Annotated in this window: 18 protein-coding genes, 2 tRNA genes and 2 pseudogenes; 15 read left to right on the top strand and 7 right to left on the bottom strand. The window is 70.2% G+C overall.

Annotated features, from left to right (window positions below):
- Positions 1–227: hypothetical protein (locus KME80_RS43815; RefSeq protein ID WP_219517560.1), on the bottom strand; the 227-nt coding region annotated here is incomplete at its 3' end.
- Between the two features lie 221 nt (positions 228–448).
- On the opposite strand from KME80_RS43815, the pseudogene KME80_RS53450 reads away from it, so the two are divergent.
- Positions 449–817 (top strand): annotated as a pseudogene (locus KME80_RS53450) (recombinase family protein); the annotation flags it as partial.
- Positions 818–1,321: 504 nt separating this feature from the next.
- On the opposite strand, the gene KME80_RS43805 reads toward KME80_RS53450, so the two are convergent.
- Positions 1,322–1,407 (bottom strand) — tRNA-Leu (locus KME80_RS43805).
- Positions 1,408–1,729: 322 nt separating this feature from the next.
- Between KME80_RS43805 and KME80_RS43800 the strand changes: the two genes are divergently transcribed.
- Complete coding sequence (locus tag KME80_RS43800; RefSeq protein ID WP_308126180.1) at positions 1,730–2,323, top strand: hypothetical protein; 594 nt, start codon at positions 1,730–1,732, stop codon at positions 2,321–2,323.
- Between the two features lie 234 nt (positions 2,324–2,557).
- Positions 2,558–4,561 (top strand): chaplin family protein, encoded by a 2,004-nt coding sequence (locus tag KME80_RS43795; RefSeq protein WP_219517558.1) that lies wholly within the window; start codon positions 2,558–2,560, stop codon positions 4,559–4,561.
- 92 nt (positions 4,562–4,653) lie between these two features.
- Here KME80_RS43795 and KME80_RS43790 read toward each other — a convergent pair whose 3' ends face one another.
- Complete coding sequence (locus tag KME80_RS43790; RefSeq protein ID WP_219517556.1) at positions 4,654–4,839, bottom strand: DUF5703 family protein; 186 nt, start codon at positions 4,837–4,839, stop codon at positions 4,654–4,656.
- A 192-nt stretch (positions 4,840–5,031) separates the two neighbouring features.
- Between KME80_RS43790 and topA the strand changes: the two genes are divergently transcribed.
- From topA to KME80_RS43760, 6 genes are all read left to right on the top strand, one after another.
- The gene (topA, locus tag KME80_RS43785; RefSeq protein ID WP_219517554.1) at positions 5,032–7,734 is read left to right on the top strand and encodes a type I DNA topoisomerase; all 2,703 of its coding nucleotides are present in this window, start codon (positions 5,032–5,034) and stop codon (positions 7,732–7,734) included.
- 54 nt (positions 7,735–7,788) lie between these two features.
- Complete coding sequence (locus tag KME80_RS43780) at positions 7,789–9,009, top strand: metallophosphoesterase (RefSeq protein WP_308126179.1); 1,221 nt, start codon at positions 7,789–7,791, stop codon at positions 9,007–9,009.
- Between the two features lie 72 nt (positions 9,010–9,081).
- Positions 9,082–9,573, top strand: a complete 492-nt coding sequence (locus tag KME80_RS43775) for a helix-turn-helix domain-containing protein (protein ID WP_219517552.1) — start codon at positions 9,082–9,084, stop codon at positions 9,571–9,573.
- A 126-nt stretch (positions 9,574–9,699) separates the two neighbouring features.
- Entirely contained in the window at positions 9,700–11,742 is a 2,043-nt protein-coding gene (tmk, locus tag KME80_RS43770; protein ID WP_219517550.1) for a dTMP kinase, read from the top strand.
- 9 nt (positions 11,743–11,751) lie between these two features.
- The gene (locus tag KME80_RS43765) at positions 11,752–12,924 is read left to right on the top strand and encodes a DNA polymerase III subunit delta' (protein WP_219517548.1); all 1,173 of its coding nucleotides are present in this window, start codon (positions 11,752–11,754) and stop codon (positions 12,922–12,924) included.
- A gap of 85 nt (positions 12,925–13,009) precedes the next feature.
- Positions 13,010–13,843: a PSP1 domain-containing protein gene (locus KME80_RS43760; RefSeq protein ID WP_372455435.1), complete on the top strand. Its 834-nt coding sequence runs from the start codon at positions 13,010–13,012 to the stop codon at positions 13,841–13,843.
- A 4-nt stretch (positions 13,844–13,847) separates the two neighbouring features.
- Here KME80_RS43760 and KME80_RS43755 read toward each other — a convergent pair whose 3' ends face one another.
- Together KME80_RS43755 and KME80_RS43750 are read right to left on the bottom strand one after the other, a co-directional pair.
- A complete protein-coding gene (locus KME80_RS43755; RefSeq protein ID WP_219517546.1) occupies positions 13,848–14,033 on the bottom strand; it encodes a hypothetical protein in 186 nt (61 codons plus the stop codon).
- Positions 14,034–14,114: 81 nt separating this feature from the next.
- Positions 14,115–14,636, bottom strand: coding sequence for a DUF7144 family membrane protein (locus tag KME80_RS43750; protein WP_219517542.1), 522 nt, complete (start codon positions 14,634–14,636; stop codon positions 14,115–14,117).
- A gap of 211 nt (positions 14,637–14,847) precedes the next feature.
- Between KME80_RS43750 and KME80_RS43745 the strand changes: the two genes are divergently transcribed.
- From KME80_RS43745 to KME80_RS43730, 4 genes are read left to right on the top strand one after another with little or no spacing between them, the layout of a single operon-like run.
- Positions 14,848–15,342 (top strand): DUF1269 domain-containing protein, encoded by a 495-nt coding sequence (locus KME80_RS43745; RefSeq protein ID WP_219517540.1) that lies wholly within the window; start codon positions 14,848–14,850, stop codon positions 15,340–15,342.
- Positions 15,343–15,372: 30 nt separating this feature from the next.
- The gene (locus KME80_RS43740; RefSeq protein WP_219517539.1) at positions 15,373–15,870 is read left to right on the top strand and encodes a hypothetical protein; all 498 of its coding nucleotides are present in this window, start codon (positions 15,373–15,375) and stop codon (positions 15,868–15,870) included.
- 26 nt (positions 15,871–15,896) lie between these two features.
- Complete coding sequence (locus KME80_RS43735; RefSeq protein ID WP_219517538.1) at positions 15,897–16,718, top strand: class II glutamine amidotransferase; 822 nt, start codon at positions 15,897–15,899, stop codon at positions 16,716–16,718.
- Positions 16,718–18,067, top strand: coding sequence for an MFS transporter (locus KME80_RS43730; RefSeq protein WP_219517537.1), 1,350 nt, complete (start codon positions 16,718–16,720; stop codon positions 18,065–18,067). Before KME80_RS43735 ends, KME80_RS43730 begins: the two co-directional genes overlap by 1 nt.
- 11 nt (positions 18,068–18,078) lie before the next feature.
- Here KME80_RS43730 and KME80_RS43725 read toward each other — a convergent pair whose 3' ends face one another.
- Entirely contained in the window at positions 18,079–19,953 is a 1,875-nt protein-coding gene (locus KME80_RS43725) for a glycoside hydrolase family 15 protein (protein WP_219517536.1), read from the bottom strand.
- 127 nt (positions 19,954–20,080) lie between these two features.
- Between KME80_RS43725 and KME80_RS43720 the strand changes: the two genes are divergently transcribed.
- Positions 20,081–20,767: a maleylpyruvate isomerase family mycothiol-dependent enzyme gene (locus tag KME80_RS43720; protein ID WP_219517535.1), complete on the top strand. Its 687-nt coding sequence runs from the start codon at positions 20,081–20,083 to the stop codon at positions 20,765–20,767.
- A 70-nt stretch (positions 20,768–20,837) separates the two neighbouring features.
- Positions 20,838–20,914 (top strand) — tRNA-Thr (locus KME80_RS43715).
- A gap of 51 nt (positions 20,915–20,965) precedes the next feature.
- Here the strand turns inward: KME80_RS43715 and KME80_RS43710 are convergent.
- Positions 20,966–21,514: pseudogene (locus tag KME80_RS43710) on the bottom strand (site-specific integrase); the annotation flags it as partial.
- Positions 21,515–21,656: the final 142 nt, after the last annotated feature.

Here is a 21,656-nt window from a genome sequence, read left to right as displayed (position 1 = left end):
GAGGCATCCACTTCGGGTACGCCAGGCGACGACAAGAAGCGTTCGATGCAACAAGAACAAGCAGCGACGAGGGCACAAGCCACTACGGCGGTCGACTCCAGCTCGATCGAGGCCACCAGGGTGAACAAGGCCGAGCGGTGCGAGCCGTAATGCTGATCCAGCAGCGGAAGGTAGTTGTTGCCAAGTAGGCGGCCCGTTTCTGCCGTATTCCGGCTGCCCCCCAACATGGACCACCCCCGCATGCGCGGGGCCGACACTTGTTCACCTGGGGCTTTAGGAGCTCAGGGGGTGGTTTCCTTCGGTAGCTGAGCTGAATGTCGCATTGCTACGTTCCTTGATCTCCGGAGAGAGGTATCTCTGTTGACGCCCGTAGCAGAAGGACGATACCGAAGATACCTGGCCGCATGGCTTTGCCGGCGACGGGAGCTGGAGGACCACGTAATCAGCCATCCAGGCCATCCGGCTGAACCCCCGCTACACCGGTCGTCAGGTCTGGAACAAGCAGCGCAAGCAGGAAGAGCTCCTGGACGTCCAGGACGTCACCCAGGGCCACATCACCAAGCTCAAGTGGAATCCCGAGAGCCAGTGGGTCTGGTCGGAGAAGACCGCGCACGAGCCGATCGTGGACACGGAGACGTTCGAGCGTGTGCAGAAGCTGCTGTCGGCGAAAGGCCGCCCCGCCGTCGAGCGCAAGCCCCGTCGCAGTCCGAGAGCGTACGTCCTGCGCGGCCTGCTGCACTGCGGTGTCTGTGCCCGCCGGATGGAAGCCTCGTGGAACAACGGCCGCACGCACTACCGGTGCAAGTTTCCCACCGAGTACGCCCTGGCCAACAAGATCGAGCACCCGCGTACGGTCTACGTCCGCGAGGACCACATCCTTGGCGAGCTGGACACCTGGCTGTGCCAGGTCTTCGCGCCCGTAAACCTCCGGCGAACGGTCGAGACCCTGTTGGAGGCGCGAGACAGCGAGGCCGACCGGGTCGCGATCGAGACGGCCAAGCGGACCGTCGACGACTGCGACCGTCGGATGGCCCGCTATCGGACGACGTTGGACGCGGGCGGAGATCCCGAGGAGATCGGCAGGTGGATGGCCGAGACCCGGGCCGAGCGGCTCAAAGCGGAAGGAAGCCTGCGGGCCGTCAACCGTAAGAAGGAGGTCATGGGGCTGATCCCAAGACTGGCCGAGATGACGGAGGTCCTCAAGGCCGCGGATCCCGCAGACCGGAACGACCTCTACACGCAAATGGGCCTGCACCTCACCTACGAACCCTCAGAAAGAGTCGTCGTAGTTGAAGCCAGGCCCAGCATGTACCGGAGTACGTGTCCGAGGGGGGACTTGAACCCCCATGCCCCGCAAAGGGCACTAGCACCTCAAGCTAGCGCGTCTGCCTATTCCGCCACCCGGACTTGGTGCCTGCACGCGGGACCGTCATCTCGCGTCGGCTCCGTAAGGTTAGCAAACTCTGAGGGGTGCGTCATACCGGTTAACCACCCAGGCGTGGCGGCCCTCGTTTCTTGCCCTCCGCAAGCGCGTGTCGTGGGGCGGCGCGGCAGCTCCGACCCGCTTTGCCCCGATACGAGTGCCGCGAGCTTGACCACTTACTGGGTCTCTTGTGAAAAGCACTTGCGGCAACGTTGGGTGCTGCTACGGTTACGGACCGTTGAGGGGTGAGTCCGTGGACCGGCTCCGCCTGATGGTGGAGCCGGTCCTGGAAACCGAGGAGGACACGTGGCACGCACGGCGCGGCAGACGAGGGCGATGTCCCTCGATGCGTGGCGCGTGCCCGTGACTGTCTCAGCAGAGGATCCGATCACCCGCAGGGCTGACCGGATGGCGCGGTTCGCGGCCGGCGCCCGTCGGGTCGTCGTGCGAGCGGTCGCGGTCGGCAGTGTGCTGGCCGCGGGTTGGCTGCTCGCGCTTCTGTTCGGGATGCTCTTCTCCGCTCCGGCTGCCGCGGATTCCACCGCGGCGACAGGAGCCGGCACACCCCCGCACGCCACCGGGTCCATCACGGACGGTTTCCCCCCGGTAGGCACGGCTCCGGTGTTCGACAACGCCGGGGCGATGGCCGGGCTGAAGGTCGACGGGCTCACCAGCCAGTCGGATCCCGGCCTCCCGCCATCCTCCACCGCCGACAACATCCTGGACACCGATGGCTTGGTGCCCAACGGCAGTGGCAACGGCCCGTTCGGGTCCAACATGGGGGACGTCGCGAGGTCTGTCTTCGACCCGCGGCTCGAGGTCATGCACGTCGCTCTTCCGTACGTGCTGCCCCCTGTCGTCCGCACAGCGGCGGACGACCCTTCTTTCTCTCCTGACTGAGTCCCCGCGACAGAGTTCCGGCTTTCCGATGCCGGTGGCGGAGCGCGGCTTCGATCCCTCCGCTCATGGCGGTTCACGACTTTCCGCCAACGGGTGACACGTCAGTCCCTGGTTCGCGATTTCCCCGAGGTCTCCGCTGTGCGCGGCGCCCTGCGATTCCGCAGGCCCCGCACGGGCCACGGCTGGGTGCGAACTGTCAGGTAATCCCCCAAGAAATCAGTAGGAGTATCCATTATGCGTACGTGGGCGAAGGCTTCGGCCCCAGCGGCTCTGCTCGCGGTGGCGGTCATGTCGTTCGGCGGCGGCACCGCGCTCGCCGACACCGACGGTGACTCCTCCGTCGGCGGCGGCAACCAGGTCAACCTGCCCATCTCGCTGCCCATCGACATCAGCGGCAACGCGGTCGGGGTGGCCGGCGAGTCCAGCGCCAGCTCCAAGGGGGGCGCGTCGGTGGTCGACACCGGCAGGGGCGGTATCCCCAACGAGACGTCCGGCAGGTCCAGCGTCCTGGGCGGCAACCAGGTCAACGCGCCGATCAGCGCCCCGGTCAACGCCTGCGGCAACGCGGTCTCGCTGTTCGGCAACTCCGACGCCGGGTGCACCGGCGGCTCGACGGTCAAGACCTCGGGCAAGGGCGGCGCCGGCGGCAACCGCACCTCGGGCGACCACAGCCTGATCGGCGGCAACCAGATCACCGCGCCGATCACGGCCCCGATCAACGCCTGCGGCAACGCGCTGGCGATCTTCGGTGACGCCACGGCGGGCTGCAAGGGCGGCGCCTCGGTGCACAACACCGGCACCGGCGCCGGGGGCAACACCACGTCGGGCCGCTCGTCGGCGCTCGGCGGCAACCAGGTGATCGCGCCGATCAGCGGCCCGATCAACATCTGCGGCAACTCGGTGGCCGTGTTCGGCGAGGCGTTCGCGGGCTGCAAGGGCGGCTCGTCCGTCACCAACGGCGGCGGCCACGGGCGCCACTACCACAGCTCCCGCCACGTGGGCTCGACCGGCAACGACACCGACGGGCGCTACGGCGCCGGCAGCGGCAACCAGGTCATCGCCCCGGTCAGCCTGCCCATCACCGCCTGCGGCAACGCGGTCGGCAACGCGCCCGCCGGGTGCGAGGGCGGCTCGTCGGTGCACAACTCGGCGGCCGGCTCCGGGGCCGGTGGCAACCACACGTCGGGCCGGTCGGGCGTGCTCAGCGGCAACCAGGTGGTCGCCCCCATCACGGCTCCGGTCAACGTCTGCGGCAACGCGGTGGCGCTGTTCGGTGAGGCGTTCGCCGGGTGCAAGGGCGGCGTCTCGGTGAAGAACGGCGGCAAGGGCGCAGGCGGCAACGTCACGTCCGGGCGTTCCGGGGTCGGCTCGGGCAACCAGGTCGTGGCTCCCATCACCGCCCCGGTCAACGCGTGCGGCAACGCGGTCGCGGCCCTCGGCCTGTCGGAGGCCCACTGCAAGGGCGGCGCGTTCGTCTCGCCCCACAACGGCGTGGGCGCCGGTGGCAACACCACGTCCGGCCGGTCCGGCGTGCTGGCCGGCAACCAGGTGATCGCGCCGATCACCGCCCCGGTCAACGTCTGCGGCAACGCCGTGGCCGTCCTGGGTGACGCTGCTGCCGGGTGCCTGGGCGGGGCGCACGTCGGCACCCCGCCGCACCACGGCCACTACAAGCACCACAGCAGCAAGGCCCAGGCGGCCAAGGGCGGCGGCGTGCTGCCCGCGCTCCCGGCGGTGCCCGCGCTGAGCGGCCTCCAGGACGCGAGCGGTGTCGCCCAGCAGATGAGCGGCGGCTCCGGCCTGCCGCCGCTGCCGGTCGTCGGCGACGTCGCCGGCACGCTCGGCCTGCCCGCGGTCCCGGGCCTGCCCGGCGTGCCCGCCCAGCCCGCCACCCCCGCGGTCCAGGGCAAGAAGCCCGGCGTCCAGGGCAAGAAGCCGTCCGTCCAGGGCAAGCGGCCGGGCGTCCAGGGCAAGCAGCGGACCTCCGCCGCGACCGGCCCGGTGTCGGCGCTGGAGCCGGCCACCGCCCTCGTCTCCTCGACCCCGGTCGGCGGCGCCGTGAGCTCCGCGACCGGCAGCCTGCCCACGGGTGACCTGGGCCTGATGAGCGCCGCCCAGCCGACCGGCGTCACCGGGATGTCCACCGGCTCGCTGTTCGCGCTGGTGCTGGGCGCCATGTGCGCCGCCTCGGCCACCCTGTTCGCCACCACCCGCCGCTTCCGCCTCGGCCGGAAGTAGCAACACCTGGCCACTGCCCGCAGCCTGCGGGCAGTGGCCCATAGACGCTTTGCCCGTTCCGGGGGCGCGGCCCGGGGCGGGCAAAGCCTTTGTCATAGAGTGCTGCGCACGCGCACGATCTTTCGGCGCAGCCGTACACGGCGGCTCCCGTCGGGATGGAGCCGCACCCGGGCGAGCTCCCACTGGCCGTACTCAGCGTGCTCGGTCAGCAGCTGACGTGCGGCTTCGCGGGACAGATCGCGCGGAATGAAGATATCCATGTAGGAGTAGTCGAGCACAACGATTAGTCTCCAGGGTGAGTCAGGGCGCCATGCGTCTCGATGGGCCCTTATTCTGCGTGCTTGTGGGTGGACCCGGAAGCTAGTGGGTAGCCCCGGGGGAAGGAAAAATCCGCGAGTCGGGTTACCTTTCAGATCTGTGCCGGCTCCCGGCAGGGGGAATTGCAAGCGAACAGCGAGGTAGGAAGCAGCGTGCCAGCCAACAACGGCAGCGCCGGCGGAACACGCCTGGTGATCGTGGAGTCGCCCGCCAAGGCCAAGACGATCGAGCGGTACCTCGGCGCCGGCTACGTCGTCGAGTCCAGCATCGGCCATATCCGCGACCTGCCTGAGCGGGCCGACGACATCCCCGAGAAGTTCAAGGGGGAGACGTGGGCACGCCTTGGCGTCAACGTGGAGCACGACTTCGAGCCGCTGTACGTCGTCAACCCCGACAAGCGCTCGCAGGTGAGCAAGCTCAAGCAGCTGCTCAAGGACGCCGACGAGCTCTACCTGGCCACTGACGAGGACCGCGAGGGCGAGGCGATCGCCTGGCACCTGCGTGAGGTGCTCAAGCCGCGGGTGCCGGTGCACCGCATGGTGTTCCACGAGATCACCCCGCAGGCGATCCGCAACGCCGTGGCCAACCCGCGCGACCTCAACCTGCGCCTGGTCGACGCCCAGGAGACCCGCCGCATCCTCGACCGCCTCTACGGCTACGAGGTCAGCCCGGTCCTGTGGAAGAAGGTCAAGCCGAGGCTGTCGGCGGGGCGCGTCCAGTCGGTGGCGACGCGGCTGGTGGTCGAGCGGGAGCGCGAGCGCATGGCGTTCACGGCTGCCCACTACTGGGACCTCCAGGCGCTGTTCGACACGGGCAAGGCCGAGGAGCGGCCGCGCGACTTCACCGCCACGCTGACCGGCGTCGACGGCAAGCGGGTCGCCCAGGGCCGCGACTTCGCCAGCACCGGCCTGCTCAAGAACAACGACGTGCTCCACCTGACCGAGGCCGCCGCGGGCGAGCTGGCCGGCCGGCTCCAGGGCTCGTCCTACGCGGTCAAGTCCGTCGAGCGCAAGCCGTACACCCGCAAGCCGTACGCGCCGTTCCGGACGACCACGTTGCAGCAGGAGGCCAGCCGCAAGCTGGGCTTCTCCGCCAAGTACACGATGCAGGTGGCGCAGCGCCTCTACGAAGAGGGCTACATCACGTACATGCGTACCGACAGCATCACGCTGTCGGAGACGGCCGTCGCCGCCGCGCGTTCGCAGGCCATCAAGCTGTACGGCGAGGCGTACGTGCCGGACAAGCCGCGCGTTTACAGCGGCAAGGTGAAGAACGCGCAGGAGGCGCACGAGGCGATCAGGCCGTCGGGCGAGCAGTTCCGCACGCCCGGCGAGACGGGGCTGACGGGCGACAAGTTCCGGCTGTACGAGCTGATCTGGCAGCGCACGGTGTCGTCGCAGATGAAGGACGCCGTCGGCGAGTCGGTCACGGTCAAGGTGGGCGGCAGATCGTCGGCCGGCGAGGACGTCGAGTTCACCGCCTCCGGCCGGACGATCACGTTCTACGGGTTCCTCAAGGCGTACGTGGAGGGTCACGACGACCCGTCGACCGACCGTGACGACTCCGAGAAGCGGCTGCCCAACCTGGCCGAGGGCGACGCGCTGAGCGCGACCCGGCTGGACGTGGCGGGTCACTCGACCAAGCCGCCGGCCCGCTACACCGAGGCGTCGCTGGTCAAGGAGCTGGAGGATCGCGAGATCGGCCGCCCGTCGACCTACGCGTCGATCATCGGCACGATCCTCGACCGCGGCTACGTGTTCAAGAAGGGCACCGCGCTGGTGCCCTCCTTCCTGGCGTTCGCCGTGGTCAACCTGCTGGAGCAGCATTTCGGCAACCTGGTCGACTACGACTTCACGGCCGACATGGAGAAGGTGCTCGACGACATCGCCAACGACCGGGCGGAGCGGGTGCCGGAGCTGCAGCGCTTCTACTTCGGCGGCGACGGTGACGAGGGCCTGAAGGAGATGGTCACCGACCTGGGCGACATCGACGCCAAGGAGATCAGCTCGTTCCCGATCAGGGGCACCGACATCGTCATCCGCGTCGGCCGCTATGGCCCGTACCTGGACCGCGACGGCGCCCGGGTCAACGTGCCCGAGGACATGACGCCCGACGAGCTGACCGCCGAGAAGGCCGAGGAGCTGTTCTCGCGCCCGACCGGCGACCGTGAGCTGGGCCGCGACCCGGTGACCGGGCACATGATCGTCGCCAAGGACGGGCGGTTCGGCCCGTACGTGACCGAGATCCTGCCGGAGGAGGCGCCGCCTGCCGAGGGCGCCCCGAAGAAGCGGACGAAGAAGGCGGACGCCCCCAAGCCGCGCACCAGCTCGCTGTTCAAGACGATGTCGCTCGACACGATCACGCTGGACGACGCGCTGCGGCTGCTGACGATCCCGCGCGAGGTGGGCGAGCTCGACGGCGAGCCGGTGGTGGCGCACAACGGGAAGTTCGGCCCGTACCTGAAGAAGGGCACCGACTCGCGCTCGCTCGGGTCGGAGGAGGACCTGCTGACGGTCACGATCGAGCAGGCGAAGGAGCTGTTCGCGCAGCCGAAGCAGCGTGGCAGGGGCCGGGCCGCGGCCGCGGCGCCGCTGCGCGAGCTGGGCGAGGACCCCAACTCCAAGAAGCCGGTCGTGGTCAAGGAGGGTCGTTTCGGGCCGTACGTGACCGACGGCGAGACCAACGCCTCGCTGCGCAAGGGCGACACGGTCGAGGAGATCACGATCGAGCGGGCGGCGGAGCTGCTGGCCGAGCGGCGTGAGCGGGCGCCCGCGCCGAAGAAGACGACGAAGAAGGCGCCGGCCAAGAAGGCCCCCGCCAAGACGGCCGCGAAGAAGCCCGCCGCCAAGTCCTGAGAGCCCTCTCAGCGGCCGTACGCGGGCTTGATCGCGCGCTCGTAGCATGACGGCGTGCTCTTCGTCTTCTTCATGGTGGCTCTGGTCGCGGCCGTCCACTATTACCTGTGGCACCGGCTCGTCCGCTCCACCACCGGGCCGGGGAGGCTGCGCAGGGGCCTGAGCTTCGTGGTGGCGGGGCTGTTCGTGCTCGTGGTGGCGACCTTCGTGGCCTCGCGTATGGAGGCGTTCCACTGGCTGGCGTGGCCGGGCTATCTGTGGATCGCGGTGATGTTCTACCTGGTCGTGTTCCTCGTGGTGCTGGAGGTGCCGCGGGCGGTGGCGGCGCTGGTGATGCGCCGTCGCGGCAGGCGTCCGGCGCCGGTGGTGGAGCTGGTGCCCGCCGGGGCGGGGCCGCCGGGGCCGGCGGGGCCGCCCGAGGAGCCCAGGCCCGCCGCCGACGGCATGAGCAGGCGGCTCTTCCTGGGACGGGCCACCGCCGCGGTCGCGGGCGTCGGGGCGCTGGGCACGGTCGGCTACGGCGCGTCGGTGGCGCTGGGCGACCCGGTGATCGAGCCGGTCAGGGTGACGCTGCCGGGGCTCGACCAGCGGCTGCGCGGGCTGCGGTTCGCCGTGGTGAGCGACATCCACCTGGGGCCGCTGACCGGGATCGGGCACACCGAGCGGATCGTGCGCATGATCAACGGCCTGGAGCCCGACGTGGTGGCGATCGTCGGCGACCTGGTCGACGGCTCGGTGTCCGCGCTCGGGCGGCTGGCGAAGCCGTTCAAGAACCTGGAGTCCCGCTACGGGGCCTATTTCGTGACCGGCAACCACGAATACTTCACCGAGCAGGGGCCGGGCGAGTGGATCGAGGAGCTGGCCGACCTCGGCGTGCGGTCGCTGCGCAACGAACGGGTGGAGATCCGCCATCAGGGCGCGGTGCTGGACCTGGCCGGGGTGAACGACGTCAACGGCGTCACCATGAACGACGGGCCCGACTTCGCCAGGGCGCTCGGCGGGCGCGACCCGAACCGGGCCGCCGTCCTGCTCGCCCACCAGCCGGTGCAGGCGGAGAAAGCCGCCGAACACGGCGTCGACCTGCAGCTCTCCGGCCACACGCACGGCGGGCAGATGGTGCCGTTCAACCTGATCGTCCCGCTCCAGCAGCCCGTGGTGTCGGGGCTGGGCACGGTCAAGGGCATGCCGGTGTACGTGACGCGCGGGGCCGGATATTGGGGCCCTCCGGTGCGTGTCGGAGCGCCGCCTGAGATCACTATGCTGGAGCTGCGCTGACTTTACGCAAACCAGTGGTCACGCTGGGCTAATCTAGAGTAGTATCCGAACGGATACTACGGGAGGTGACGGATGAAGCCCGACGTCAAGTTCTGGACGGAGCACGGCGCGATGCTGCTCAAGCACGCCCGCCACACGGCGCGGCTGCACCAGCAGCAGCTCGCCGAGGGCAGCGGCACCTCGCGCACGACGCTCTCGGCCTACGAGCACGGGCGCAAGTCACCCACCCTGGAGACGGCCGGGCGCATCCTCGACGCCGCCGGGTTCCGGCTGGCGCTGGAGCCGAAGGTGGAGTTCGCCGGTTCTGTGCCGAGTTGTCTGCCACGGCTGCCAGTGTCCGCGGCCCTGGGCATTGTGGCCCACGGCGGCCGGGTCTACGATCTGGCCGACCGCGAGCAACGCCGCGAGGCATATGCGGCGCTGCTGAGCGAAGGCCGGCCGCAGGACGTGCTCGATCACGTGGATGGGGTGTTGCTCGTCGAGCTCTGGGAAGATCTCGATCTGCCCGCGCCCGTCCGCACGGCCTGGGCGCCGCTGATCGAGCGGGCCAAGCGCGGTGACTGACGGAGCTGGGAGCGGAGACGGTGTCCATGAGCGGTGCACTCCCCGACACACTGACGGGTGCGCTTACCAGCGCACAGCCGGTCATATCCGACTCGCCGCTCCCCCTGACCTGGATACGCTGACATCATGACCGTCCTTGGCCGCCGCCGACAGGCACACGTGCTGGCAAACGCGCCGTTCCGCCGGCTGTGGACTGCCATGTCGGTGTGCAGCCTGGGTGACTGGCTCAACATCCTCGCGCTGACCGCGATGGCCGGAAACCTCACCCAGGGCGACTACCGCACCCAGTCGCTGGCCATCGGCGGCGTGTTCGTCGCCAAGATGCTGCCCGCCGTCCTGCTCGGGCCGCTCGCCGGGGCGTTCGCCGACCGGTTCGACCGGCGGCTGACGATGTTCGCCGCCGACCTGGCCCGCTTCGCCGTCGTGCTGTCGATCCCGATCGTCGGCAGCTACCAGTGGGTCATCGTCGCCACGGTCCTCGTCGAGTGCGTCAACCTGTTCTGGGTCCCGGCCAAAGACGCCACCGTTCCCAACCTGGTGCCCAAGGAGCAGCTGGAGTCGGCCAACCAGCTCAACCTGATGGTGACCTACGGCAGCGCGCCGGTCGCCGCCGCGCTGTTCGCCGCCCTGTCGGTGGCCGGCGACGTGGGGCGCAACCTCGTGCCGGCGCTGGCCGGGGTCGACGCCACCGCGCTGGCGCTCGTCGTCAACGCCTGCGCCTACCTGGTGTCGGCGTTCCTCATCTTCACGCTGCGCGACATCCCCAAGCGCGACGGCGCGATCTCCACGCCCTCGGTGCTCAAGCAGATCGTCGAGGGCTGGCGGTTCGTCGGCGGCAACCGGCTGGTGCGCGGCCTGATCATCGGCATGCTGGGCGCGTTCGCGGCCGGCGGCGCGGTGGTGGGCGTCGCCAAGATCTACGTGGTGGCGCTGGGCGGTGGCGACGCCGCCTACGGCGTGGTGTTCGGCGCCGTCTTCGTCGGCATGGCGCTGGGCATGTTCTTCGGGCTGCGGCTGCTGCGCGAGCTGTCGCGGCGGCGGCTGTTCGGGCTGTCGCTCATCGTGGCCGGGCTCGTCCTCATGGCCATCGCGCTCATCCACAACCTGGTGATCGTGGTCATGCTGACCGTGGCGCTGGGGGCGTGCGCGGGCATCGCCTGGATCATCGGCTACACGCTCATCGGCCTGGAGGTCGAAGACGGGCTGCGCGGGCGCACGTTCTCGTTCCTGCAGTCGACGGCCCGGGTGACGCTGCTGCTGGTCGTCGCCGTGGCCGCGCCGCTGGCCGCGCTGTTCGGCGAGCACCTGCTGACCTTCGGCGACCTGACCTACGAGTTCAGCGGCACCAACCTGGTGCTGCTCGTCGGCGGCGTGGTCGCCGCGCTCGTCGGCGTGCTCGGGCTGCGCCACATGGACGACCGCAAGGGCGTCCCCATCACCGAGGACCTGATCGCGGCGCTGCGCGGCGAGCGGTTCAAGGCCGGGCCCGCCGAGCACGTGCCGGGGCTGTTCGTGGCCTTCGAGGGCGGCGAGGGGTCCGGCAAGACCACCCAGTCCAGGATGCTCGCCATCTGGCTGCGCGACCAGGGCTACGACGTGGTGCAGACCCGCGAGCCCGGCGCCACCAAGGTCGGCATGCGGCTGCGCGCCATCCTGCTCGACGCCGCCGAGCGCGGCCTGTCGGCGCGGGCCGAGGCGCTGCTCTACGCCGCCGACCGGGCCGAGCACGTCGAGAAGGTCATCCGGCCCGCCCTCTACCGGGGGGCGCTGGTGGTGTGCGACCGCTACGTCGACTCCTCGCTCGCCTACCAGGGGGCCGGGCGCGCGCTCGACCCCGGCGACGTGTCCAAGGTCAACGCCTGGGCGACGGGCGGGCTGGTGCCGCACCTGACCGTGCTCATCGACACCCCGCCCGAGGTGGGGCTGACCCGGCTCGGCGGGGCCGCCGACCGGATCGAGTCGGAGCCGCTGGAGTTCCACGAGCGGGTGCGCAAGGAGTTCCGCGCGCTGGCCGCCGCAGCGCCCGAGCGCTACCTGGTCGTCGACGGCACCCTGGAGCCCGACGAGATCACCCGCGCCATCCAGGACCGGGTCCGCGAGATCCTGCCCGACCCGGTGCCGCGCACGTCCGAGGACATCACGGGCACGATGCCCGCCATCCGCGACTAGCCTTGACCCGTGGGTGTCTTCGATGACCTGGTAGGCCAGACCCAGGCGACGGCCGTGCTGTCGCGGGCCGCCGCGGCCGCCGCCGAGGCGGTGAGCGGCGGGCGCGGCGCCGGCATGACGCACGCCTGGCTGTTCACCGGCCCGCCGGGCGCGGGCCGCGAGGACGCCGCCCGTGCCTTCGCCGCCGCGCTGCTCTGCCCCGACGGCGGCTGCGGCCACTGCGACCAGTGCCATCAGGTGCTCATCGGCTCCCACCCCGACCTGGAGTGCGTACGCCCCGCCGGGCTGTCCTACAGCGTCAAGCAGACGCGCGAGCTCATCCTGCGCGCGGCGGGCGCGCCGACCCAGGGCCGGTGGCGGGTCATCCTGTTCGAGGACGCCGACCGGGCCACAGAGTCCGCCGCCAACGCCCTGCTCAAGGCCATCGAGGAGCCGCCGCCGCGCACCGTGTGGCTGCTCTGCGCACCCGCCCCCGACGACCTGATGATCACCATCCGGTCCCGGTGCCGGCTCGTCACGCTCACCACGCCCGGCACCGAGGCCGTCGCGCACCTGCTGGCCACCCGCGACAGCGTGCCCTGGGAGACCGCCCAGTTCGCCGCCCGCGCCGCCCAGGGCCACATCAGCCGCGCCCGCGCGCTGGCCCTGGACGAGGGGGCCCGCCGCCGCCGTGAGGCCGTGCTGTCCATCCCCCGGTCGCTGTCGGGCGTCGGCGAGTGCGTCAGCGCCGCCGAGCGGCTGGTCAAGACCGCCGAGGAGGAGGCCGCCGCCGCCACCGCCGCGCTCAACGAGAACGAGACCAGCGAGCTGCGCAAGATCTACGGCGAGGGCTCCACGGGCAAGGGACTCAACCGGGGCCTGGTCCGGGGCGGCGCTGGGGCGCTGAAGGACCTGGAAGACCGGCAGAAGTCCCGCGCCACCCGCATCAAGCGCGACTCGCTCGACGCGGCGCTCCTGGAGCTGGTGTCGTTCTACCGCGACGTGCTGGCCATGCAGTTCGGCGCCGGGGTCGAGCTGGCCAACGACGACCTCCGCTTCGACCTCGACCAGGTGGCCAAGGCGACCACCCCGGAGGAGACGCTGGGGCGCATCGACGCGATCATGCGCTGTCGCGAGCGCCTCGACCTCAACGTCAACCCGCAGATCGCGGTCGAGTCCATGATGCTGTCGCTCAGGGCGTGAAGCTCCGTCCCGGCGCGGCGCGTACTGTGGCAGGTACGTGTCCCCGACGCCGGTAGGAGGCGAGCACGAGCCCATGGGAATGATCATGGCCGTGAGCTTCACCCGCTACGGACGGCTCTACTACCTCGACCCCGGCCCCCACAGCCCCGCGGTGGGCGACAAGGTGCTGGTCCCGACCGACGCCGGGCCCGAGGTGGCGGAGTGCGTGTGGGCGCCGCAGTACACCAGCGAGGACATCGACGGCCTGCCCGTCTGCGCCGGCCTCGCGGGCGAGGAGCACCTGACCCGCGACGAGACCAACAAGCGCCGCAGGGCCGAGGCGCGCAGCGTATCCAAACGCCTGATCAAACGCCACACGCTGCCCATGAAGGTGGTCGGCGTCGACTACCTCGACCAGGACAACGTCTACACCGTCTACTTCTCGGCCCCGCACCGCGTCGACTTCCGCGCCCTGGTCCGTGACCTCGCCCGCAACCTGCGCGCCCGCGTCGAGCTGCGGCAGATCGGCCCGCGCGACGAAGCCCGCCTCCAGGGCGGCATCGGCCCCTGCGGGCGCGACCTGTGCTGCGCGACGTTCCTCAAGGACTTCGAGCCGGTCTCCGTCCGCATGGCCAAGGACCAGGACCTGCCGGTCAACCCGCTGCGCATCGCCGGCGCGTGCGGGCGGCTGATGTGCTGCCTCAAGTACGAGCACCCGCTGTACGTCGAGACCCGCTACCGGATGCCGAAGAACGGCAGCCGTGTGAGCACTCCGCAGGGCGACGGCACGGTGGTGGGCCACAACGTGCCCGCCGACACGGTGACCGTGCGGCTGGACGACGGCGGCAGGCGCTGCGCGTGCCCGTCGGCGTCGGTGTGCTCGCCGCGCATCCAGCACGACACGATGTACGGCAAGCCGTCAGGCGAGGAGGAGAGCTAGCCCGTCACGCCTCGGCCGCGGCCTCCCAGTCGTGGCAGGGGCGCAGCGCGTGGTGCCGGTAGATCATGCCGAGCGCCTGCGCGGTGGCCTGGGCGTACACGCCCTCTCCGGCGGGGCCGCACAGGCAGTCGGCCGACCGCTCGTGTCCGACGACGTCGTCGAGCGGCCGGATGTGGACGACTTTGTGCACGGCATACCCCTTGACCTCGACCGGGAGTTACGTGCAGTTTAAGGCCATTTGTCCACTTTGTGGTGATGTTTCCGGATGCGGCTACAGGCGGTCGCCCCTGTCGAACGCCTTCATCTCCCCGCCGTGCACTGCCAGGGCGTAGATCACCAGCACGTCCACGGCGATGACGATCATCGACCAGAGCGGGTACGCGGGCAGCCAGGCGAAGTTGACCAGCGCCTGGACACCGGCGAGGAGGATGCCGACCACGCGGCCCCATGCCTTGCCCATCATGACCGCGGCACCAGCGAGGGCGACGACCACACCCATGATCAGGTGCATCCAGCCCCAGGCCGTGTAGTTGACCGGGATGGCCAGGTCATTGGCGGTGACGAGGTAGAAATCGGTGTTGAAGATGCCCACCAGCCCCATCAGGGCCTGGAAGCAGCCCAGGATGATCATCGTGATCCCGGCGAAGATCACCCATCCGACCCAGCCGGTGGGCTGCGGCTGCGTCTCCACCGGGCGGACCTGCGCCGGTTGCTGATCCTGACGCTGCTGGGGCACCGCCGCGGTCTGGTCGCGGGATGTCTCCTGCGTTCGTCCGTATCGCGGGTTTTCCATGTTCGACTCCCCTCCGCGAGGCGGGGCTTCCGGGAGCGGATCGCGCTGCCGTCAGCATCTCCGCCACTTACCAGTGTGCCCCCGGCGCCCCTCATGTTCTGCGTGGATATCGCCAAATACGGAGGGGATGTTTTTGCCTGGTCGTGGTGGCCGCCCGATCGCGAAAGGGGGATCACCTTGAGCACATCGCCACGTCGAGGAAGAAGACCTCATGAGCAACCTCATCGCCATCTCCTACCCGGACGTCGCCACCGCCGTCGCCGTCCGCGACCGCCTGACGGAGCTCCAGCGGCAGAACCTGATCACGCTCGAGGACATGGCCATCGTCGAACGCCGGGACAACGGCACCATCAAGCTGCACCAGGGCGTCGGCACGACCGGCATGGGCGCGGCGAGCGGCGCGCTGTGGGGCGGCCTGATCGGGATGCTGTTCTTCATGCCGCTGTTCGGCATGGCGCTGGGCGCGGCCACCGGAGCGGCCGGCGGCGCGATGACGGACCTCGGCGTCAACGACGCGTTCATGCGGGAGCTCGGCGACAAGCTGGAGCCCGGCACCGCCGCGCTGTTCGTCCTGGTCGTGCGGAGCACCCCGGACAAGGTCATCCCGGAGGTCCAGCCGTACGGCGGACACGTCATCCAGACCTCTCTCAGCCGCGAGGAGGAGGCGCAACTGCGCGAGATGATGGAGAGCACCGGCGCGCGCTGACCGCGCGGCACGCCCCGCTCGGGTCACCCCATGGACAACCATCACGGGAACGGCGCCCGGCGGCCGAGAGACTACACCGGTGCGGTCTACGGATCGCTGCTGGCCGCCTCCGTGGTGGCCGGTGCGGGGACGCTCGGCAAGTTCCCGCGCCTGGAGCTGGTCCTGCTGCTGCTGGGCACCAGCGTGGTGTTCTGGGCCGCCCACGTGCACGCCCGCCTGTTCGGCGCCCGTACGGTCTTCCGTTCCGCGAGCCTGGCCGACATCCGCCGGGCCGGCGTCGAGGAGTGGCCGATCGTCACGGCGGCGATCCCGCCGGCCGCGGTGGTGGCCGTCGGCCCGCTGCTGGGCCTCGAACCGCAGGCCACCGTGTGGCTGGCCCTCGTGGTCGCGATCGCCGGTCAGGTCGGCTGGGCGGCCGCCGCGGCCGTGGGGGTCGGCGCCTCCTCGCGCGCGGTCCTCGGCACGAGCGCCGTCAACCTGGTGCTCGGGCTGATCATCGTGGCGCTGAAGGCCGCGTTCCACCACTGACGACCGAGGTGACCATGTGTCGATGGATGACGTACTGCGGAGAACCCATTCTGGCCGAGGACCTGCTGTTCAGGCCGGTGCACTCGCTCATCGACCAGAGCCTGCACGCGAGGCTCGGGGTGACCACCACGAACGGCGACGGTTTCGGCATCGGATGGTACGGCGAGGGCGCGGAGCCCGCCGTCTTCAAGAGCGTCGAGCCCGCGTGGAACGACCGGAACCTGCGGGAGATCGCCCGGCAGATCCGCACTCCCCTCCTGTTCGCGCACGTCCGTTCGTCGACCGGAACCCCGGTGCAGCGCAGCAACTGCCATCCGTTCCGCCACGGGCGCTGGCTGTGGATGCACAACGGAGCCGTGGAGGGATTCCGCGAGCTGCGGCGTGACATGGCGATGGCGGTGGAGCCGTCGCTCTACCCCGTCATCGAGGGGTCCACCGATTCGGAGCTGCTGTTCTTCCTGGCCCTCACGTTCGGGCTGGCCGACGACCCGCCGAGTGCCGTGGCCCGTGCCGTCGGGCTGGTGGAGGAGCTCGCCCGGCGCCGCGGAACCCCGCCTCCGGTCGACATGACGGTGGCCACGACGGACGGCGAGTCCGTGTGGATGTTCCGCCACGCCAGCGCGGGCCGCCCCGGGTCGCTGTTCTACTCCACCGACATCGCGCAGGTGCGGGAGCTGCATCCGGAGCTGGAGGCCCTGCGGCTACTCGGCGCGGGGACGCGTTTCGTGGTCTCGGAGCCGCTGCGTGATCTCGCGGGCACCTGGAACGAGATTCCCGAGGGCTCTCACGGGGTGATCCGCGAGGGAGAAGTGGTGATCCAGCCATTTTCTCCCTTCTGGGAGGGGTGATGAGCGGGCGCGTCCTGGCGCCGCTGGCCCTCGCCCAGTTCATCTGCAGCTTCGCCGGCTCCAACATGAACGTGATGATCAACGACATCGGCGAGGACCTGGACACGACGGTTCAGGGCGTGCAGAGCACGATCACGCTGTTCCTGTTGATCATGGCGGTGCTCATGATCCCGTGCAGCAAGCTGACCGACCGCTGGGGCCGCAAGCGCTGCTTCCTCCTCGGACTCACCCTGTACGGGATCGGCGCGCTGATCAGTGCGCTGTCGCCGAGCCTGGCCGTGCTGATGCTCGGCAACTCGGTGCTGGAAGGGGTGGGCACCGCGCTGCTGATCCCGCCGGTCTACATCCTCGCCACGATGGCCTACGCCGATCTCCAGTCGCGGGCCCGGGCGTTCGGCGTGATCAGCGGGCTGGGCGGCGTCGGCGCGGCGGCGGGCCCGCTGATCGGCGGATTCATCGCGACGGCGATCGACTGGCGGGCCGCGTTCCTCTTCCAGGCGCTGGTCGTCGCCGTGATCATCGTCTTCAGCCGCGGGATCGCCGACCCGGTGGCGCCGGACCCGGACCGCCCCTTCGACGCCGCCGGGGCGGTGCTTTCGGCGGTGGGCATGTTCTTCGTCGTGTTCGGGATCCTCCAGGCCGGCAGCGACGCCGTCCTGATGGCGGTGCTCCTCGTCGCCGGAGCGGCCTTCCTGGTCTGGTTCTTCCTCCACATCCGCGCGCGGCAACGGGCCGGGAAGGAGCCGCTGCTCAGCACCGGCCTGTTCCGGAACCGTACCTCCAATCTTGGACTGATCACCCAGAACATGCAGTGGCTGGTCCTCATGGGCACGTCCTTCGTCGTCGCGGTCTTCCTGCAGACGGTCCGCGGCTACAGCGCGATCCAGACCGGGGTGATCTTCACCTCGGCGACCGTGGGCGTGCTCATCACGTCGCTGGCCGCGGAGCGCCTTTCCCGCAAGCACTCGCAGAAGGCCCTGATCTCGGCGGGCTTCGTCATGACCGTGGCCGGGATCGGCGTCCTGCTCCTCCTGGTCGGGGCCTCGTCCAGGGTGGTCGCGTTCGCGCCGGGGCTGCTGCTGATCGGGCTCGGCGTGGGCGTGATGCTGACCCCGTCGGTCAACCTGGTGCAGTCCAGCTTCCCCGAGGAACGGCAGGGCGAGATCTCCGGGCTGTCGCGCAGCGTCTCCAACCTCGGCTCGTCGTTCGGCACGGCGATCGCGGGCACGATCCTCATCGCCGGGCCGGCCCAGGGGAACCGGTCCTACGCGCTCGCCATGATCGCGCTCGGCGTGTTCGCCCTGGTCGGCCTCGCCGCCGCCATCCGGCTCCCCGCCGGCGCGCGGTGAGCGCGTACGGTCTAGCCCGGGGACGATTCGGCGCGTTCGAGCTGCTCGTCCAGGGCCATGGCGGCGGCGATGAGCGCGAGGTGGGTGAACGCCTGCGGGAAGTTGCCGAGCTGCTCGCCCGACGGGCCGATCTCCTCGGCGAACAGGCCGACATGGTTCGCGTACGTGAGCATCTTGTCGAAGGCGTAACGCGCCTGCTGCAGCCGCCCGGCGCGGGCCAGGGCCTCGACATAGAGGAAGCTGCACAGGTTGAACGTGCCCTCCGAGCCGAGCAGCCCGTCGGGGGAGGCGGCGGGGTCGTAACGGTAGACGAGGCTGTCGCTGACCAGCTCCTTCTCCATCGCGTCGAGCGTGCTCAGCCAGGCCGGGTCGCGGGGCGCGATGAACCCGACGCGCGGCATGAGCAGCAGCGACGCGTCCAGCACGTCGGTGCCGTAGTGCTGGACGAAGGCCTGCCGCCGGTGGCTCCAGCCGCGGTCGACGATCTGATCGAAGACGGTGTCACGAACGCTCGTCCAGCGGGCGAGGTCGGCGGGGCGGGAGTAGGCGGTCGCCATCCGGATGCCCCGGTCGAAGGCGACCCAGGTCATCAGACGGCTGTAGGTGAAGTCCTGGCGCCCGCCACGGGTCTCCCAGATCCCCTCGTCGGGGCGGTCCCAGGTGTCGGCCAGCCAGTCCAGCAGCCCGGCGAACGACCGCCAGCCGCGGATGCCGCCGATCTCCTGCGCCTGGGCCAGGGCGTCGGCGGCCTCGCCGTAGATGTCGAGCTGGAGCTGCCCGGCGGCGGCGTTCCCGGCCCGTACCGGCTTCGACCCCTGGTAGCCCTCCAGGTGGTCGAGCACCTCCTCGGTCAGGTGCGGGTCCCCGTCGACCCGGTACATGATCTGCAACGGCTCCTCCGCGTCGCCGCCGGCGTCCAGGCGTTCGCGCAGCCACGTACGGAACGCCTGGGCCTCCTCGACGAACCCGAGGTCGATCAGGGCCCGGACGGACAGGGAGGCGTCACGGATCCAGGTGTAGCGGTAGTCCCAGTTGCGCTCGCCGCCGATCTGCTCCGGCAGGCCCATCGTGGCGGCGGCGATCGGCGCGCCCGTGGGCGCGTACGTGAGGAGTTTGAGGGTGATCGCCGATCGGGTGACCATGTCACGCCAGCGGCCGCGATACCGGGACGAGCGCAGCCAGTCGTGCCAGAAGGCGCGGCAGGCGTCGAAGCTGTCGCGCACCCCGTCGAGGGTCAGCGGCGGCATCGGCGGACCGGCCTCGCCGTGGCTGTCGCTGGTCAGGACGATCGCGGCGATCTCGTCGGCCTGGAGGGTGAAATCGGCGACCACGTCCTGGCGGTCTTGGCCGTCCTGGCCGTCCTGGCCGTCCTGGCTGTCCTGGCGCAGGGTGAGCGGCCCGGCGGCCTGGAGGTGGAGGCTCGTGCCGGGGCCTTCGAAGACGGCTGAGCTGTCGTCCAGGATGCTGAGAGAGTGCGGCGCCCGGCCGTAGTCGAAGCGCGGACGGCAGACCAGCGTGAACGGCAGGCTGCCGCGAACCACCCGGGCGACCCGGACGAGGCGATGCCGGGCCGACGGGGTGGCGGAGGTGTCCGGCACCATGAAGTCGGCGACCTCGCCGACGCCTCCGGGAGCCATGTAGCGGGTGACCAGGATGGCGGTGTCGGGCAGGTAGAGCTGCCGGACGGTCGCCCCCTCGATCCGGTCCACGTCGGCCGCCAACCGGCAGTGCCCGCCGCGTTCGCTGTCGAGAATGGACGCGAAGAGACTCGGGGAGTCGAACCTGGGCGTGCACCACCAGTCGACGGTGCCCGTCCCGGACACGAGCGCGGCGGTCTGCAGGTCACCGATCATGCCGTGGTCCGCGATCTGCGGGTAGCCGTTCATGATCCCTCCGTTGTGCGCCGGACATACCGAGCGACTGCTCCCCGAGGGGATGGAGCAGCCATATCAGGCTAGCTCCCGACATATCCCCCCATGTCATCAGGGGTGACCCGGCCACTAGAGTGCTCGCATGCGCCCCGCCGAACTCCTCCACCACCTGCGCCGCGAGTCAGCCGCCTTCCGCGCCTGCCTCGACGGCGACCTGTCCGCCCCGGTCGAGCACTGCGGCGACTGGACGCTGTACGACCTGGCCGACCACCTCGGCGGCGGCAACCTGTGGGCGGCCACGGCCGTGACCGAACGCCACGGCGACCACCAGGCCCCGCCCGCCCCGCGCGACGGCCTCGGCGCCTGGTTCGACCAGACCACCGCGACGCTGCTCGACGTTTTGGACCGCGACCCGTCAGCCGAGGCGTGGACCTTCTACCCGCCCCACACGGTCGGCTTCTGGCAGCGCCGCCGCCCGCTGGAGACGCTCATCCACCGCTGGGACGCCGAACACGCCCTCGGCCTGACCCCGACCCTCGACCCGACGCTGGCCGGCGAGGGAGTGGCGGAGGTGTTCGACACGATGGCCTACCGCATGATCAACCGAGGCATGGCGAAGCCGCCCGCGCACGCCATCCGCGTCCGCGCCACGGACACCGGGCTGACCTGCGTCTACGGCCCCGGCGAACCGGTCGCCGAGATCGCCGGCCCGGCCGCCGACCTGTTGCTGATGCTGTGGGGCCGGCTGCCCCGCACCCACCCCGGACTGTCCTGGGAAGGCGACACCCCCGCCGCCCATGCCGTGCTCGACGGACCGCTGACCCCTTGAGCCGATTCGGGGGTTTGCGGGGAGCGAGGACCCCTTGGGCTCCTGTAGACTCTTTCAAGCTGTACGGCACGCCGCCTTAGCTCAGTCGGCCAGAGCACTTCACTCGTAATGAAGGGGTCTCGGGTTCGAATCCCGAAGGCGGCTCCAGGTCAAAGGCCCCCTGTGATGATCACAGGGGGCCTTTTGCTAACACTCTTGCTAACAGGGCTCCTCCAGGGACTTGGCGAAGATGTCGGCGGCGGCTGTTTCCGCTGAGCGGATCACGTGGGCGTAGACGCGGAGAGTGATCGCGGGGTCAGCGTGGCCGAGGCGGGCCGCGACGACGTGAACAGGGACGCCTGCCAGGAGCAGCATGGTTGCGTGCAGGTGGCGGAGATCGTGTAGGCGGATCATGGGGAGCTTCTCGCCTGCGTCCTCGTTGTGAGCCTCGATCAGCTTCCGAGGCAGGTTCGTGACGGTCGTGGGGTAGATCGGGCCTCCCCAGGCAGTCAGGAACACGTGCTCGGCGTCGTCGGGCCATTCGTCGCCGAGGCGCTCCTTTTCGGCTTCCTGCGCCTTCTGGTGTTCCTTCAGGACGGTCACGGTGGTGTCGTCGATAGTAACGACCCGGGTTCTGCCGCTCTTGGTCGTTCCCTCCACCCGCTGACCCTCGACGACGCCCACCGAGCCGGTGATCGTGATCTGCTTAGCATCCAGATCCACGTCAGACCAGCGGAGATTGAGCAGCTCGCCACGACGCGCCCCGGTGTAGGCCGCGACGTGGGGGTGTGTCTAGATAACGGTGTATCTCGATCTTGATTAGTTATCGAGTGGTCGGGGTCAGGCGGCCGTCGAAGGTGATGGCGAAGGCGTTCAAGGCGGCCTTCCAGCGGGTGATCCAGCGTTTGCG

Source organism: Nonomuraea ceibae, assembly GCF_019396325.1.
Taxonomy (GTDB): Bacteria; Actinomycetota; Actinomycetes; order Streptosporangiales; family Streptosporangiaceae; genus Nonomuraea; species Nonomuraea ceibae.
The sequence above is the reverse complement of the archived record's forward strand: the minus strand, read 5'-3'. Positions and strand labels throughout refer to the sequence as shown.